Source organism: Bacillus sp. FSL K6-3200 (genome assembly GCF_038630485.1).
Lineage (GTDB): Bacteria > Bacillota > Bacilli > Bacillales > Bacillaceae > Bacillus > Bacillus safensis.
Genome location: NZ_CP152032.1, coordinates 984,307 through 998,098, shown reverse-complemented (window position 1 = coordinate 998,098; position 13,792 = coordinate 984,307). Strand labels below are relative to the sequence as shown.

The 13,792-nt window shown below is 43.8% G+C and carries 15 protein-coding genes; 13 read left to right on the top strand and 2 right to left on the bottom strand.

Translation table 11 applies throughout. The annotated features are described in order from the left end of the window. Positions 1 to 450: 450 nt before the first annotated feature. From MHI60_RS05190 to MHI60_RS05170, 5 genes are all read left to right on the top strand, one after another. A complete protein-coding gene (locus MHI60_RS05190; protein ID WP_144486120.1) occupies positions 451 to 1,893 on the top strand; it encodes a PTS mannitol transporter subunit IICB in 1,443 nt (480 codons plus the stop codon). A gap of 95 nt (positions 1,894 to 1,988) precedes the next feature. Next, positions 1,989 to 2,423 (top strand): PTS sugar transporter subunit IIA, encoded by a 435-nt coding sequence (locus tag MHI60_RS05185; protein ID WP_012008933.1) that lies wholly within the window; start codon positions 1,989 to 1,991, stop codon positions 2,421 to 2,423. Position 2,424: 1 nt separating this feature from the next. Continuing rightward, a complete protein-coding gene (locus MHI60_RS05180) occupies positions 2,425 to 3,546 on the top strand; it encodes a mannitol-1-phosphate 5-dehydrogenase (protein WP_144486122.1) in 1,122 nt (373 codons plus the stop codon). Positions 3,547 to 3,646: 100 nt separating this feature from the next. Continuing rightward, positions 3,647 to 5,395 carry a methyl-accepting chemotaxis protein gene (locus tag MHI60_RS05175; RefSeq protein ID WP_111927525.1) on the top strand — a complete coding sequence of 583 codons (1,749 nt, stop codon included), beginning with the start codon at positions 3,647 to 3,649 and terminating at the stop codon, positions 5,393 to 5,395. A 226-nt stretch (positions 5,396 to 5,621) separates the two neighbouring features. Beyond that, positions 5,622 to 6,014: a RidA family protein gene (locus MHI60_RS05170; protein WP_041106521.1), complete on the top strand. Its 393-nt coding sequence runs from the start codon at positions 5,622 to 5,624 to the stop codon at positions 6,012 to 6,014. Between the two features lie 170 nt (positions 6,015 to 6,184). Here MHI60_RS05170 and MHI60_RS05165 read toward each other — a convergent pair whose 3' ends face one another. Continuing rightward, on the bottom strand, positions 6,185 to 6,478 hold the full coding sequence (locus tag MHI60_RS05165) for a DUF5316 domain-containing protein (protein WP_144486124.1): 294 nt from the start codon (positions 6,476 to 6,478) through the stop codon (positions 6,185 to 6,187). Between the two features lie 25 nt (positions 6,479 to 6,503). Continuing rightward, a complete protein-coding gene (locus MHI60_RS05160) occupies positions 6,504 to 6,881 on the bottom strand; it encodes a VOC family protein (protein ID WP_144486126.1) in 378 nt (125 codons plus the stop codon). A gap of 184 nt (positions 6,882 to 7,065) precedes the next feature. Here MHI60_RS05160 and MHI60_RS05155 point away from each other — a divergent pair, with 184 nt between their 5' ends. The 8 genes from MHI60_RS05155 (at position 7,066) to MHI60_RS05120 (ending at position 13,761) form a co-directional block, all read left to right on the top strand. Beyond that, positions 7,066 to 7,335, top strand: a complete 270-nt coding sequence (locus MHI60_RS05155) for an excalibur calcium-binding domain-containing protein (protein WP_144486128.1) — start codon at positions 7,066 to 7,068, stop codon at positions 7,333 to 7,335. 175 nt (positions 7,336 to 7,510) lie between these two features. After that, on the top strand, positions 7,511 to 8,218 hold the full coding sequence (locus MHI60_RS05150) for a Cof-type HAD-IIB family hydrolase (protein WP_240193837.1): 708 nt from the start codon (positions 7,511 to 7,513) through the stop codon (positions 8,216 to 8,218). A gap of 178 nt (positions 8,219 to 8,396) precedes the next feature. Further along, the gene (locus MHI60_RS05145; RefSeq protein WP_144486132.1) at positions 8,397 to 9,155 is read left to right on the top strand and encodes a 5-oxoprolinase subunit PxpA; all 759 of its coding nucleotides are present in this window, start codon (positions 8,397 to 8,399) and stop codon (positions 9,153 to 9,155) included. A 26-nt stretch (positions 9,156 to 9,181) separates the two neighbouring features. After that, complete coding sequence (locus MHI60_RS05140) at positions 9,182 to 10,399, top strand: NRAMP family divalent metal transporter (RefSeq protein ID WP_144486134.1); 1,218 nt, start codon at positions 9,182 to 9,184, stop codon at positions 10,397 to 10,399. A gap of 5 nt (positions 10,400 to 10,404) precedes the next feature. Continuing rightward, the gene (locus tag MHI60_RS05135; RefSeq protein WP_144486136.1) at positions 10,405 to 11,196 is read left to right on the top strand and encodes a putative hydro-lyase; all 792 of its coding nucleotides are present in this window, start codon (positions 10,405 to 10,407) and stop codon (positions 11,194 to 11,196) included. An 18-nt stretch (positions 11,197 to 11,214) separates the two neighbouring features. Continuing rightward, positions 11,215 to 11,961, top strand: a complete 747-nt coding sequence (gene pxpB / locus MHI60_RS05130) for a 5-oxoprolinase subunit PxpB (RefSeq protein WP_025093620.1) — start codon at positions 11,215 to 11,217, stop codon at positions 11,959 to 11,961. Next, a complete protein-coding gene (locus tag MHI60_RS05125; protein WP_111289746.1) occupies positions 11,958 to 13,004 on the top strand; it encodes a biotin-dependent carboxyltransferase family protein in 1,047 nt (348 codons plus the stop codon). The genes pxpB and MHI60_RS05125 overlap by 4 nt, the downstream gene beginning before the upstream one ends. After that, positions 12,988 to 13,761, top strand: coding sequence for an IclR family transcriptional regulator (locus tag MHI60_RS05120; RefSeq protein WP_111289748.1), 774 nt, complete (start codon positions 12,988 to 12,990; stop codon positions 13,759 to 13,761). The genes MHI60_RS05125 and MHI60_RS05120 overlap by 17 nt, the downstream gene beginning before the upstream one ends. Positions 13,762 to 13,792: the final 31 nt, after the last annotated feature.

The following is a 13,792-nucleotide window of genomic DNA, read 5'->3' as shown; positions in this document are numbered from 1 at the left end:
GTAAACTGTGAGTCACAGAAAAAACCGCTCTTCCTATTGTACCGCCCTCTCTAAAAGGTAAACGAAACAAACAGCAAGATGGTTCACTTTTTCTGTTTCATGTCTGCGCAGACATTTCTTAATTGAATAGGTTTCATCCAATTATAAGCCTATTCGATTTAAGAAGAGGAAACAAGAAGAGACCATTTGAAAGTTGTGAAATTCCAATGAATTTTGCGTAAAAACAACGGCAGATCAGGCTTTTCACCCATTATATGTTGGGATCTGACAGAAAGTTCATGTCATATTTCAATTTTGTCACACACTAAGTGACAAAGTGACATTTAGTTTCAATTGAAGAGATAGTGAAAGCGTTTTACGATAGGCATAAGGGCTTCACTGAATCTTGTTCTTATATCTTTTGACCTATAAAGCCCTAAATAAAGGGAGAGAAGAAAGGAGTTTTCATAGATGCAGGAAAAAAGCGGATTTCGCGTAAAAGTACAGCGCTTCGGAAGCTATTTAAGCGGTATGATCATGCCGAATATTGGAGCATTTATCGCTTGGGGACTCATCACAGCATTGTTCATTCCAAGTGGTTATTTTCCGAATGAACAATTAAATACACTAGTTGGCCCAATGATCAACTACTTGCTGCCGCTTTTAATCGGTTACACAGGCGGGAAGCTCGTATATGACCATCGAGGCGGGGTACTCGGTGCAACAGCTACGATTGGGGTTATTGTCGGTTCGGACATCCCGATGTTTTTAGGTGCAATGATCATGGGGCCGCTTGGCGGTTATCTCATTAAGAAAATCGACCAGCTGTTTAAAGACCGAATCAAATCAGGTTTTGAAATGCTGATTAATAACTTTAGTGCAGGTATTCTAGGTGCCATTTTAGTCGCCATTGCTTTCTACGCCATCGGTCCAGTGGTACTAGGTTTAAATAAAGCCCTTGCGGCAGGTGTAGATATCATTGTCAATGCACATTTACTTCCGCTGGCAAGTATCTTCATTGAACCAGCGAAAGTATTGTTCTTAAACAATGCCATTAACCAAGGGATTTTAGGTCCATTAGGAGTAGAGCAAGCAGCGAAGACAGGCCAGTCCGTTCTGTTCTTGCTTGAAACAAACCCAGGACCAGGTCTCGGTGTTCTTCTAGCCTACATGTTCTTTGGAAGAGGGACGGCGAAGCAGTCTGCACCGGGTGCGATTGTCATTCAATTCTTAGGGGGAATCCATGAGATTTACTTCCCATACATCTTAATGAAGCCAAAGCTCATTTTGGCGGTTATTGCTGGGGGAGCAAGCGGCGTGCTGACATTTACACTGTTAAATGCAGGCTTAAAAGCAGTGCCGTCACCAGGAAGTATTATCGCTCTTATGCTCATGTCACCAAAAGGCGGTCACCTTGCCGTTCTAGCAGGTGTTGTCGTGGCAGCGGCCGTATCGTTCCTTGTCGCTTCTGTCATTTTAAAAGCGTCTAAAGAAGTGGACGAAGACTTAACGGCAGCAACAGAAAAAATGCAAGACATGAAAGGCAAGAAAAGTGCAGCCGCAGCTACTCTTACAGCACAAAAAGAAGGTGCTGAAGCGAACGAGCAAGCAGCATCTCCAGATGAAATCAATCCAGATGACGTGAATAAAATCATCTTTGCCTGTGATGCAGGAATGGGCTCAAGTGCGATGGGCGCATCCGTCTTAAAGAATAAAGTCAAAAAGGCAGAGCTTGATATTGATGTAACAAATACATCCATCAGTAACATCCCAGATGATGCCGATGTGGTCTTTACTCATAAAGATTTAACAGATAGAGCCAAGGCAAAACTGCCAGGAGCTGTGCATATCTCAGTTGATAATTTCTTAAACAGCCCGAAATACGACCAGCTGATTGAGAAATTGAAAAAATAACATGACGAAACGGGTTGAGTCCAATTTTTCCTAATTGAACTCCCCGTTTTGGTTGTTTTCTGATTTTCCATTCTAAAAAAGGTGTGTGATCTTTCATGAAACAAGTACTTTCAAAAGATAATATTTTTCTAAACGAACAAGCGGGCTCTAAAGAAGAAGCCATTAAAAAAGCAGGCGAAGTCTTAGTGGCAAACGGCTATGTCACGAGTGATTATGTTGACAAAATGTTTGAAAGAGAAAATATTTCTTCTACATTTATGGGCAATGGAATTGCCATTCCTCATGGAACAGAGGATGCGAAAGCGGCTGTCCTTCATTCAGGAATTTCCATTATCCAAATTCCAGATGGCGTTGAATATGGAGAGGGGAATATTGCCAAAGTTGTATTTGGCATAGCTGGTAAAAACAATGAACATCTCGATATTCTTTCTCAAATTGCGATCGTCTGTTCAGAGGAAGAAAATGTAGAGCGTATCATTCATGCAAAGGATCAGGATGAACTGATCGCCATCTTTAACGAGGTGAACTAACATGAAGGCACTTCATTTTGGAGCAGGCAATATTGGCAGAGGATTTATTGGATCTTTGTTAAAAGCATCAGGCTTTGAGCTCGTTTTTACCGACGTAAATGAAGCGGTCATCAACGAGCTGAATGAAAAAGGAGAATACACGGTTGAACTCGCAGCACCAGGGCAGCAGCAAGAAGTAGTTGGTCCTGTGTCAGCCATCAATTCCGCAAAAGATCCCGCTGCATTAACTGAGGCGGTAGCAACAGCTGACCTCATTACAACAGCTGTTGGACCAGCCGTTTTGAACATCATTGCTTCATCGATTGCTGAAGGTTTAAAACAGAAAAAGCCTGATCATATCATCAACATTGTGGCGTGTGAAAATATGATTGGCGGCAGCTCTCATTTAAAGGAAGCCGTTTTCTCTCATTTAACAGCTGATGAACAAGAAGCGCTGTCACACACAGTTGGTTTTCCAAACGCTGCGGTTGACCGCATTGTCCCGATTCAGCACCATGAGGACATTTTGAAAGTATCAGTCGAACCATTTTTCGAGTGGGTCATTGATGAGACAGGCTTTATCGGAGACGTTCCTCAGATCGATGGAGCGACCTTTGTACAAGATTTGACGCCTTATATTGAGCGTAAGCTCTTTACTGTCAACACAGGACATGCACTAGCTGCTTATGTCGGGTACGAGAAAGGTGTGCAAACGATTAAAGAAGCTGTCGATACACCAGAGATTCGTCAAGTGGTCGAAGGTGCACTTCACGAAACGGGCAGTTATTTAATCGACACATATGGCTTTCAAAAAGAAGAACATGATGCGTATATTCAAAAAATCATCAAACGATTTGAAAATGCCTTTATCTCTGATGAAGTCACGCGCGTCGCACGTTCCCCGCTTAGAAAGCTTGGAGCAGATGACCGTTTAATTGGTCCAGCGAAAAAAATCAAACAGCCACAGTATTTAATTAAAGGTATTGTGGCAGCTTTGTCTTATGACTTTACTGGAGACGAAGAAGCTGTTCGTTTGCAGGCATTAAGAAAAGAAAAAGGCATTGAAGGTGTGCTGGAAGAGGTATGTCGACTCTCGCCAACAGACGATCTTTATCAAGCCATTCTTAAAGAAACAGCTCGATAATGAGAAAAATCCCTTTCCATCGTGTGAAAGGGATTTTTTCTATGACTTTTTTAATACTTTTCCCTGCTTGACGATATATAAAGTAAGGGGGAATTTGTACATGAAAAAGAAAGCGTTTGCGTCAAGAAGTGTCTTTTTTCAATTAATGTCTGCCATTATCGTGATCACGATTTTAACAGGCGGACTAGTTGGAACAACGGGATATTTGTTAGCGAAACATGTATTAATTGATGCAGGGAAAGCAGATTTAAAGCACATTGTGAGCGGAGCGATGGCCACACTTGAACAGTTGAATGACCGTGTGGAGAAAAAAGAACTGACGCTTGAGCAGGCGCAAGAACAAGCCCGGCTTTACTTGAGCGGACCCAAAAATGACAACGGGAAGGGATACCAATCTCAAAAATCAGATTTTATCTATAAAAATAAAGGCTATCTTATCGCTTATGGCACTGACTATTCAACCCAGGTTCATCCAGTCAACGACATCGGCGTCATTCCAGATAACACGACCAATCGTCAAAAAATGGTCGCTGGCGCCAATGCAAAAGGCGAGGATGCACACTATGTGACCTATATGGATAAGGACGATGCAACCGGCGAAGAAAAAGAAAAGCTCGCCTATATGAGCCAGTTTACGCCTTGGAATTGGAGTGTAGGCATCGCTGTCTTCCAAGACGAATTTTATAAAGAATTAGAGCAGATGAAGCTCTATATTATTCTTATTACAGCGGGTGTCGCCCTTCTGAGCCTAGGCGTATTTTATTTAGCTGCTCGAGGAAAAGTCAGACTGCTGAAGCAAGTCACTGCTGCTTCAAAGGAAATTGCGGCAGGGAATATTGAACGCACGAACTTAAAGGAAACAACGGATGAAATCGGACAGCTGGCAAAAGGCTTTAACCATATGTCAGGAGAGCTTAGAACACTGGTGAGCGGTTTACAGGAAACGAGCAGTCAGCTTGTTGAATCAGCGACAGATTTATCGGCAATATCTGAAGAAACCTCAGCCAGCAGTGAAGAAATTGGACGAGCCATCGGAGACATATCGACTGGAACACTTCATCAAGCATCCGATCTTGAAGTCGCCAATCAACAAATGACCCAGTTTAATCAATCTATTGAGAATGTCAAAGAACAGAGTGATCAAATTAAACGGATTTCCGACCAATCAAGTCAATCATCACAGCAGGGCCAGCAAATCGTACAGCAATTAAAACAATCGAATGAACAATCGATTCAGGCGTCTCAAGGCATTAGAGCAGGAATCGAGCAGTTAAGTACAAAAGTACAGGATATCTCTCAAATCACAGATACGATTGAAAGCATTTCAAATGAGACGAATTTACTGGCGCTGAATGCAAGTATTGAGGCAGCACGTGCAGGAGAGCATGGCAAAGGCTTCTCAGTTGTGGCGAGTGAAGTGCGGAATTTAGCTGAGCAGACAAAACAATCAGCCGTTCAAATTCAGCAAATGATCCAAGGCATTAAAGAAGAAACGACAACAACAGCTGGTATCATGTCTAACACAATGGATCGTTTTGCCGAGCTGGATGAAGCGGTGCATGCAACAGAACATGAATTCAATGCCATCTCTACATTGATTTCACAAACCATCGTTGAAACAAACGCGATGGCAAAAGAGCTGAATACACTGCTGGAGCAAAACGACCTCATCACTAAAGCCATGCACGGAGCAGCACATGTTTCTCAAGAAAATGCTGCGGCGATCGAAGAAATCACTGCATCCACAGACGAACAAGTGACAGCCATCTCTAATGTGGCAAAAGCAGCAGAAAGACTCAATGAACTTAGCATGCGATTAAATCAGGACATTGCACGTTATCGTCTATAAATCATTTTGACTATGTATCACTAGTCAGGTACGATGAAGTTAATCAAAATCTTGCTCACGCAAACAAAAGGAGTGTACCGGTCATGAAAAAGAAGATATTGATGTTCTTACCTTGTGGCTATGGATACTCCACTGCTGTTTTCTTTTAGGATAGATAGAAATTGGTGAAGTCTGTCTACAAAACGAAGAAACTAGCAGAAAAATAAACGTGAGTGAGGGACATAACATGGAAAAAATCACGAGAAAAAACCCGGAAAGTATGCCGAAACCTGTTGGTCACTACAGTCATATCACAAGGGTGCCAAAGGGTGCGGGATTATTTGTTACATCGGGTCAGGTAGGGACAGATATAGATGGGCAGATCCCATCAAGCTTAAACGACCAAGTAACGAATACGTTTGAAAACATCAAAAAAATCCTTGAATCAGAAGGATTGAATGAAGAACATGTGATCAAGGTCAATATATGGGCAACAGAAGAAATCGACTGGGACCATCTATATCCTCAGTGGGATACGATCTTCAAAACAGCTTACCCATCAATGACGGTTGCTTATGTATCAGCTTTAGGATGGCCGGAGCTGAAAATTGAAATTGAACTATGGTGTGCGGATATATGATTCAAAAAAAGAACAGTGGAAACTGTTCTTTTTTACTTGAGCCGCTAGGCATCCAAACATTCTTCAAAAAAAGCGTGCCAAAAATGCCAATCAGCACAGAGAGAATAGGAAAGCCAAATACAATGAATAGAATAAAAACAGCCATATGACTAACTCCTTTTAACAAGTGTTTACATCAAAACGTATAAGACCGACGCAGCCATGTGTGGAAGTGCAAAAATGATCACAAGAAAAGCCGTATCAAGACGCCACATGCGGTGTTCTTTTGTTTCAGAATGATAGGCTGCTCGTGTCTCTTCTCCACTTGTCCAAGCACCCATTAGCACCCCAGATATCACGACCCCAATAATAGAGATCCCGCCGCTGACAAACCCAATCCATTCAAGGTGCTGCAACATCATAGCGGCACTGCAAATCACAATCATTGAGCAGACACCGGCGAAAAAGGCATGTTTTTTTCTCATTTTGGTTCACTCCCTTCAAAGACAATTAGGAGACCGCATCACATATTTCAATGAAATGACCATCAGGATCAGACACATAAGCGACCGTTTGACCCCATGGTTTTTTGGCAGGTTCTTTGATGATCGAAACCCCTTTTTCCTTCATTGATGCAATCGTTTGCTCCACATCATCCACAACAAAGCCAATCTCAAACGTTTGAGACGCTTGATTTGCTTCAGGGACAGGCAATCCGAGTGCCTCTTTGACATCCTGGCGTGAATTAATCGATAACGTCACGTCTCCAGTGTCAAACTCAACATAGGATTCAACCCTCAATTTTATCGGGAAACCAAGGACATGTTGATAGAAATGAATGCTAGCCTCCACATCGTTTACATATAGAATGGTATATTTCATTTTCATGTGAAAAACTCCTCTCTTCATATACGTGTCAAAAACGGAAAGGTTTCCCACTCATTGTATCACATAGGATATAAGGTTTATTTCATTCCAAAAAAATCAAAATATTTAGCTCGATAGTCTTGAAAAACAAAAAGTGGTGACATATGATAAAAATGTAAAATTAGAAAAAATAGGGGGATTTTACATGTTGAAAAAAATCATGGTGGCTGTCTTGTCTTTAGGTCTTTTACTAAGCTTTACACAAGTCGACACCCACACAGCAGATGCAAAAACAGTCAAGTCCTACAAAAACTGCAAAGCGCTGAACAAAGTCTATAAAGGCGGCGTGGCAAAAAGTAAAAACACAAAAAACAAAGGCGGCAAAACAAAGTACAAGCCGTATGCATCAAAAGCACTTTATCTTAAAAATAAGCACCTTGATCGTGATAAAGACGGCATTGCATGTGAACGCTAAGCCAATCTGAAGAGACCTGTAACCAGGTCTTTTTTCTATGGGATCAAACTCGTCCCTTTGTGCCAGCTTCATCTTTATATTAAAATAAAGATAGTTTCAAAAATCGATACAAAGTGGGGTACTCAATTTGTCAACACAAGCTCATAAGAAAGACATCCGATTGATTGCCATTGATATGGATGGCACGCTGTTAAACAGTGAGCACATCATTCCAGAGGAAAATAAACAAGCCATTAAAGAAGCTGAAGCAAAAGGGGTCCATGTGGTCATTAGCACAGGGCGGACACTGATGACATGCCGAGAGCTGGTTGAGCCGCTCAAGTTATCGTCTTACCTCGTGACAGCAAACGGAAGTGAGATCTGGGATTCAAACTTCCAGCTGATCGAACGAGATCTGCTGCATCCTGATCACGTCCAAATGATGTGGGATTTAAAAAATAGGTACGAAACCGATTACTGGGCTTCGACTGTGGATAAGGTGTGGAGAGGTGAATTCCCAGAACGAATTCATGACCATGAATGGCTGAAATTTGGCTTTGATATTCATGATGATGACGTTCGCGAGGAAGTACTCAATACATTGAAAACAAATAAGTACCTAGAGATCACAAACTCAAGTCCGACTAATATTGAAGTCAATGCAGCCGGCATTAACAAAGCGGCAGCTCTTGCAAAAGTAGCAGAACGCATTGGCTGTACGATGGACAACGTCATGTCCCTTGGCGACAGCCTCAATGATATGGCCATGATTCAAGAAGCTGGATTAGGCATTGCGATGGGAAATGCCCAGGAAGTGGTGAAAGAGGCGGCGGATTGGATTACAGCGCCTAACACAGAACACGGCGTTGCAAAGGCCATCCAACATTGGGTGCTGTCTAAATAAGGTGCATTTACAGAAAAAGTGAGAGGGCTTTACCTCTCGCTTTTTTTGTTTTCTCCTAGTTCTATTGTTATATTTTCTGACAATTTCATGTGCAGTCTATCCAAAGTTGGTATAATCAATATAAATTCGAATATTCGGACTTTATATTCCGTATTTCGGAACAATAAGGAGGGATTCTATGTATCAAGTGGATATCAACTGTGATCTGGGAGAAAGCTTTGGTCAATACACAATCGGTGCAGACGAACAAATCTTAGAATATGTCACCTCAGCCAATGTTGCTTGCGGTTTTCATGCAGGAGATCCAACCGTTATGAGAAAGACGGTCAAAATGGCACTGGATAAAGGGGTCAAAATTGGTGCACATCCAGGTTTGCAAGATTTGGCCGGCTTTGGCAGACGTCCAATGGCTATCTCCGCAGAGGAAGCCTATGATCTTGTCATCTATCAAATTGGCGCTCTATCAGCCTTTCTCAAGGCCGAGGGCGGCACGATGCAGCATGTCAAACCACACGGCGCTCTCTACAACATGGCGGCTAAAAATACTGAATTATCTGAATCAATTGCGAAGGCAGTGTATGATGTGGATCCTAACCTAGTATTATTTGGTCTGTCAGGCAGTGAACTTGCGTTAGCAGGTGAACGAATAGGTCTTCAAGTGGCACATGAAGTTTTTTCTGATCGGACGTATCAAACAGATGGGACGCTGACATCCCGCCGCGAACCACATGCACTCATTGAAGAGGATGAACGGGCCGTCCAGCAGGTTGTTCGTATGGTGCGAGAAGGCAAGGTTCGTACAGTTCAAGGAGAAGATATCGAGCTCAAAGCAGATACTGTCTGCATTCACGGAGACGGCAGCCATGCGCTTCAATTTGCGAAAACCATTACAGCGGAGCTAAAAGAAGCCGGTATTCATCTCAAGGCCTTTCAATAAAAATTGTCATCAAAGGGGGAAACAGCATGAAAACAGAGAAAGTCAAACACATGAAGGCTCCAAAGGGGAATCGGTCTATGCTGATGGGCGCTGCCTTTTTAATGGCGACGTCCGCGATCGGACCGGGATTTTTAACACAAACGACCGTCTTCACACAGCAGCTTGCAGCTAGCTTTGGGTTTGTCATTTTGATCTCCATTTTATTAGATATTTTTGCACAAACAAATGTATGGCGCATCATTGCCGTCTCAGAAAAACGAGGTCAGGATATTGCCAATATGGTACTCCCGGGTCTCGGGTATGTGCTGGCCTTTTTGATTGTCATAGGAGGACTTGCCTTTAACATCGGAAATATCGCTGGAGCTGGGCTCGGTTTTCAGGTGATCACAGGAATTGATCCGCGAATCGGAGCAGCCATCAGTGCTGTCATTGCCATTTTGATCTTTGTGATTAAAGAAGCTGGGAAAGCAATGGACCGTTTCACACAAATAGCAGGTTTTGTCATGATTGGCCTGATGCTGTACGTGGCGGTTTCAACAGCGCCGCCAGTTGGAGAAGCAGCCGTGAGAACATTTGTCCCAGAAACGATTGATATTTTATCTATTGTGACACTTGTGGGCGGAACAGTAGGTGGCTATATCGTCTTTGCTGGCGGGCATCGCTTGCTGGATGCAGGTATTAAGGGGAAGGATGCACTTCCTCAAGTGACGAAAAGCTCTATTTTCGGTGTCTTAATTACATCTGTCATGCGTGTAGCACTCTTTCTTGCCGCATTAGGAGTTGTCTCAAAAGGCTTGCAGATAGATCCATCCAACCCGCCTGCCTCTGTTTTTCAATTAGCTTCAGGAAATATCGGATATAAAATGTTCGGAATTATTATGTGGGCTGCGGCCATTACATCCGTCATTGGAGCGGCATATACATCTGTTTCTTTTTTCAAAACCTTCTCACCAAAAATTGAGCAAAACCAGCGTGGTATCATCATTGGCTTTATTGCCCTCTCAACCATTTGTTTTATTACGATCGGAAGACCAGTGAACATATTGATATTAGTTGGAGCGATCAATGCATTGATTTTGCCGCTCGCCCTTGGCACATTACTCGTTGCGGCGTATAAGAAAGACATTGTCGGAGATTATCGTCATCCATTCTTTTTGACAGTGACTGGTGCATTTGTTGTGGTCATTATGACGATGATGGGCGGCTATACCATCATTAATGAAATCCCGAAACTATGGAGCTGATTCAGATGAATACTTATCAAACATATGAGCCATCACAGATGAGAGAATTGATTCGCGAAAAAAAGATCACAGGACCAACGGCTGGCTTTGCAGAAGGGTTTGCTCAAGCCAATTTAATGATTGTCAAAAAGGAACTTGCCTTTGATTTTCTTTTATTTTGTCAGCGGAATCCGGCTGCATGTCCCTTGCTTGATGTACTGGACCCAGGTGATCCAGTACCAAGACGGTCGGCGCCTCAAGCGGATATTCGTACGGATTTTCCTAAGTACCGTATTTACCGAAAAGGGATTCTTGAAGAAGAGGTCACAGATATCTCTGCTTATTGGGAGGATGATATGGTTGCCTTTCTCATTGGATGCAGTTTTACGTTTGAGCACGCGCTTATGCTGAATGACATTCCTGTCCGCCATATCGAAGACGGTCATAACGTACCCATGTATCAAACGAATATAGCTTGTGAAAAAGCAGGAGTCTTTCATGGCCCGATGGTAGTCAGCATGAGACCTATTCCGGCGCATCAGGTCACAAGAAGTGTTCAAGTGACGTCTCGATTTCCGTCAGTCCATGGCGGCCCGATCCATATAGGGGACCCAGCGGTGATTGGCATTTCCAATGTAGGTCAGCCTGACTTTGGAGAACCGTCTGTGATCAAAGAAGGAGAGGTCCCGGTGTTTTGGGCATGTGGTGTGACGCCGCAAGCCATTGTCATGCATACAAAACCCGACATTGCGATTACTCATGCACCCGGGCATATGTTCATCACAGATCAAAGAGATCAAAAGCTCGGTGTACTGTAGAAAGAGAGGTGTCCTCAAGTGGCTTTTTCAACGATAAAAGATTCTATCACCTACCACCCGCTGGGAGATGCAGCGATCGTCATCCAAGCTGGAGCTGATATACGTGAGGAGATTCATGCACGTGTTGAGCAGCTGTTTGCATGTATTGAACAGCACCCATTTGAAGGATATGTAGAAGCGGTTCAAGCCTTTACAAACGTGACTGTTTTTTACGAGCCTTATACCGTACATCAATCGGCCCAGCTGCAAACACAAGACCTGTCTCCGTATGAATGGGTCAAAGGCTATATTGAACAACTTCTTGAAGACAAATGGCAGGAGGGAGTTCAGGTAAAGCGCCGCATCGTTGACATTCCAGTCTGTTACGGGGGAGCGCTGGGCCCTGATTTAGAAGAGGTTGCCCGTATCAATGGTTTAACGCCAGAGGAAGTCGTGCGTATTCACACTGCCGGGACGTACCTTGTCTATATGATTGGATTTGCCCCAGGGTTTCCGTTTTTAGGCGGGCTGTCTGAAAAGATCGCAGCACCACGCAGAGAAACACCAAGGATGTCCATTCCAAAAGGCTCTGTTGGTATTGCGGGAAAGCAGACAGGCGTTTATCCAATTTCCACACCCGGGGGCTGGCAGCTCATTGGACAAACCCCGCTGCCGCTTTTTCGCCCAGACGAGGAAATTCCGAGTCTATTGAAAGCAGGGGACGAGGTCAGATTTGTCCAAATGTCTGAAAAGGAATTTTTCAGCATGAAGGAGGCAGAACGTTGAGTATTCATGTCATCAAGCCAGGGATGTACACAACCATTCAAGATAAAGGGCGGCAAGGCTATCAAAAGTATGGCGTCTTAACGAGCGGCGGCATGGACCCGCTCTCACTTAGAATCGCCAACATTCTCACAGGCAACCAAGAAAACGAAGCCGTGCTGGAAGTCACGTTGATGGGGCCGGGTCCTGTGCTCACATGTGAGAAGGATCAGCTCATTGCCGTCACTGGTGCTGATGTAGAGATTGATATTGATGGAGAGCGGGCACCATTATGGAAGCCGCTCTTTGTTCGATCAGGAAGCACGATCACTTTTGGTCTTTGTAAGAGAGGCTGCCGCGTTTATCTTGCTGTGGCAGGTGGATTTGATGTGGAGCCAGTCATGCAGAGCAAAAGCACTTATGTAAGAGCAGGGATCGGTGGACTGAAAGGACGACCGCTTGAAAAAGGCGACGTTCTGCCTGTTGGAGAGCCGTCTATCGTAGCGGATCATTTGTTTGATAGGCTAAAAAATAAAATGAAACAGGCGGGATACGGCGCACCCGATTGGACAGTGAGTCATGATCATTTTTTACCGCTGCGGAAATCACCAGTGATTCGTGTGCTGGCAGGCAGGCATCTTTCTTATTTTCAAGAAACATCTCAAACCGCGTTTTTTGAGCAGCCTTATCAGGTCACACCCCAATCAGATCGCATGGGCTGCCGGCTGAAGGGAGAGCCGGTTCATTTAAAAGAAAAATTGGAATTGATCTCAGAAGCGGTCGCCTTTGGATCTATTCAAATTCCTCCTGATGGCCAGCCGATTATTCTGCTGGCAGATCGGCAGACGACAGGCGGATACCCGCGTATTGGAGAAGTAGCGACTGTTGATTTGCCGCTTATTGCACAAGCAATGCCTGGGGCAAATCTGTATTTTGAACAAATAGATCATCGGGAGGCGGAGGAGGTGTTATTTAAGCAAGAAGCAGAACTGAAGGAGCTGGCCGCAAGAATCAAGCTGGAAGCATTCTCGTTTAGAAAAGGTGAAGAAGATGCAAAACACAAATAAAACGGTCGTGAAATCAATGGAGATTTTGCGGCTGTTTATCGCTCACGATCAATTAACATTAAATGAAATGATTGAGCTTTCCGGTATGCCGAAAACATCTGTCCATCGTATGGCGAGCTCTTTAGCCGATATGGGGCTGTTAGAAAAGCAAGAAACAGGTGTTTATCGATTAGGCTTAATGTTCCTTGAATACGGTCAGCTTGTGGCGGACCGCCTTGATATTCGGAAGATTGCAAGACCATTTATGGAAAGCTTACGGGATGAAGTAGGAGAAGCTGTACAGCTCATTGTTCGTGAGGGCGACGAAGCCATTTATGTGGAAAAGATTGAAGGTACGCAGCCTGTTCGTCTCTACACCGCCGTTGGCAGACGGTCTCCCCTATATGCAGGTGCTTGTGCGAGAAGTATTCTCTCTTTTTTGCCAAAGAGCGAGATACTTGCCTATATTGACTCAATTGAGCTGGGGAAGATCGGAATTGGGACCATCACAGATAAAGAGGTTCTAAGAAACATGCTGGAAGAATCAAATGCGCGGGGATATACGCTAAGCTATTCTGAGCTTGAAAACTATACAGCTGCGATTGGAGCCCCTATTTTCAATCATCTTGGGGAAGTGACAGCAGGTATTAGCATTGCAGGATTTGAAGCAGGCTATCAAAAAGAACGCCTGCCTTACTTAATTCAACACGTGAAAAAAGCCGCCAGTGATATTTCGAGAGAATTAGGCTTTTCATCTGAACAAATAAAAAGCCAATGACCGTAAAGATCATTGGCTTTTTGCGTGCAGT

Coding starts and splice junctions, on each gene's coding strand:
- MHI60_RS05190 (WP_144486120.1), top strand. CDS start 451: ATGCAGGAAAAAAGCGGATTTCGCGTAAAAGTACAGCGCTTCGGAAGC.
- MHI60_RS05185 (WP_012008933.1), top strand. CDS start 1,989: ATGAAACAAGTACTTTCAAAAGATAATATTTTTCTAAACGAACAAGCG.
- MHI60_RS05180 (WP_144486122.1), top strand. CDS start 2,425: ATGAAGGCACTTCATTTTGGAGCAGGCAATATTGGCAGAGGATTTATT.
- MHI60_RS05175 (WP_111927525.1), top strand. CDS start 3,647: ATGAAAAAGAAAGCGTTTGCGTCAAGAAGTGTCTTTTTTCAATTAATG.
- MHI60_RS05170 (WP_041106521.1), top strand. CDS start 5,622: ATGGAAAAAATCACGAGAAAAAACCCGGAAAGTATGCCGAAACCTGTT.
- MHI60_RS05165 (WP_144486124.1), bottom strand. CDS start 6,478: ATGAGAAAAAAACATGCCTTTTTCGCCGGTGTCTGCTCAATGATTGTG.
- MHI60_RS05160 (WP_144486126.1), bottom strand. CDS start 6,881: ATGAAAATGAAATATACCATTCTATATGTAAACGATGTGGAGGCTAGC.
- MHI60_RS05155 (WP_144486128.1), top strand. CDS start 7,066: ATGTTGAAAAAAATCATGGTGGCTGTCTTGTCTTTAGGTCTTTTACTA.
- MHI60_RS05150 (WP_240193837.1), top strand. CDS start 7,511: ATGGATGGCACGCTGTTAAACAGTGAGCACATCATTCCAGAGGAAAAT.
- MHI60_RS05145 (WP_144486132.1), top strand. CDS start 8,397: ATGTATCAAGTGGATATCAACTGTGATCTGGGAGAAAGCTTTGGTCAA.
- MHI60_RS05140 (WP_144486134.1), top strand. CDS start 9,182: ATGAAAACAGAGAAAGTCAAACACATGAAGGCTCCAAAGGGGAATCGG.
- MHI60_RS05135 (WP_144486136.1), top strand. CDS start 10,405: ATGAATACTTATCAAACATATGAGCCATCACAGATGAGAGAATTGATT.
- MHI60_RS05120 (WP_111289748.1), top strand. CDS start 12,988: ATGCAAAACACAAATAAAACGGTCGTGAAATCAATGGAGATTTTGCGG.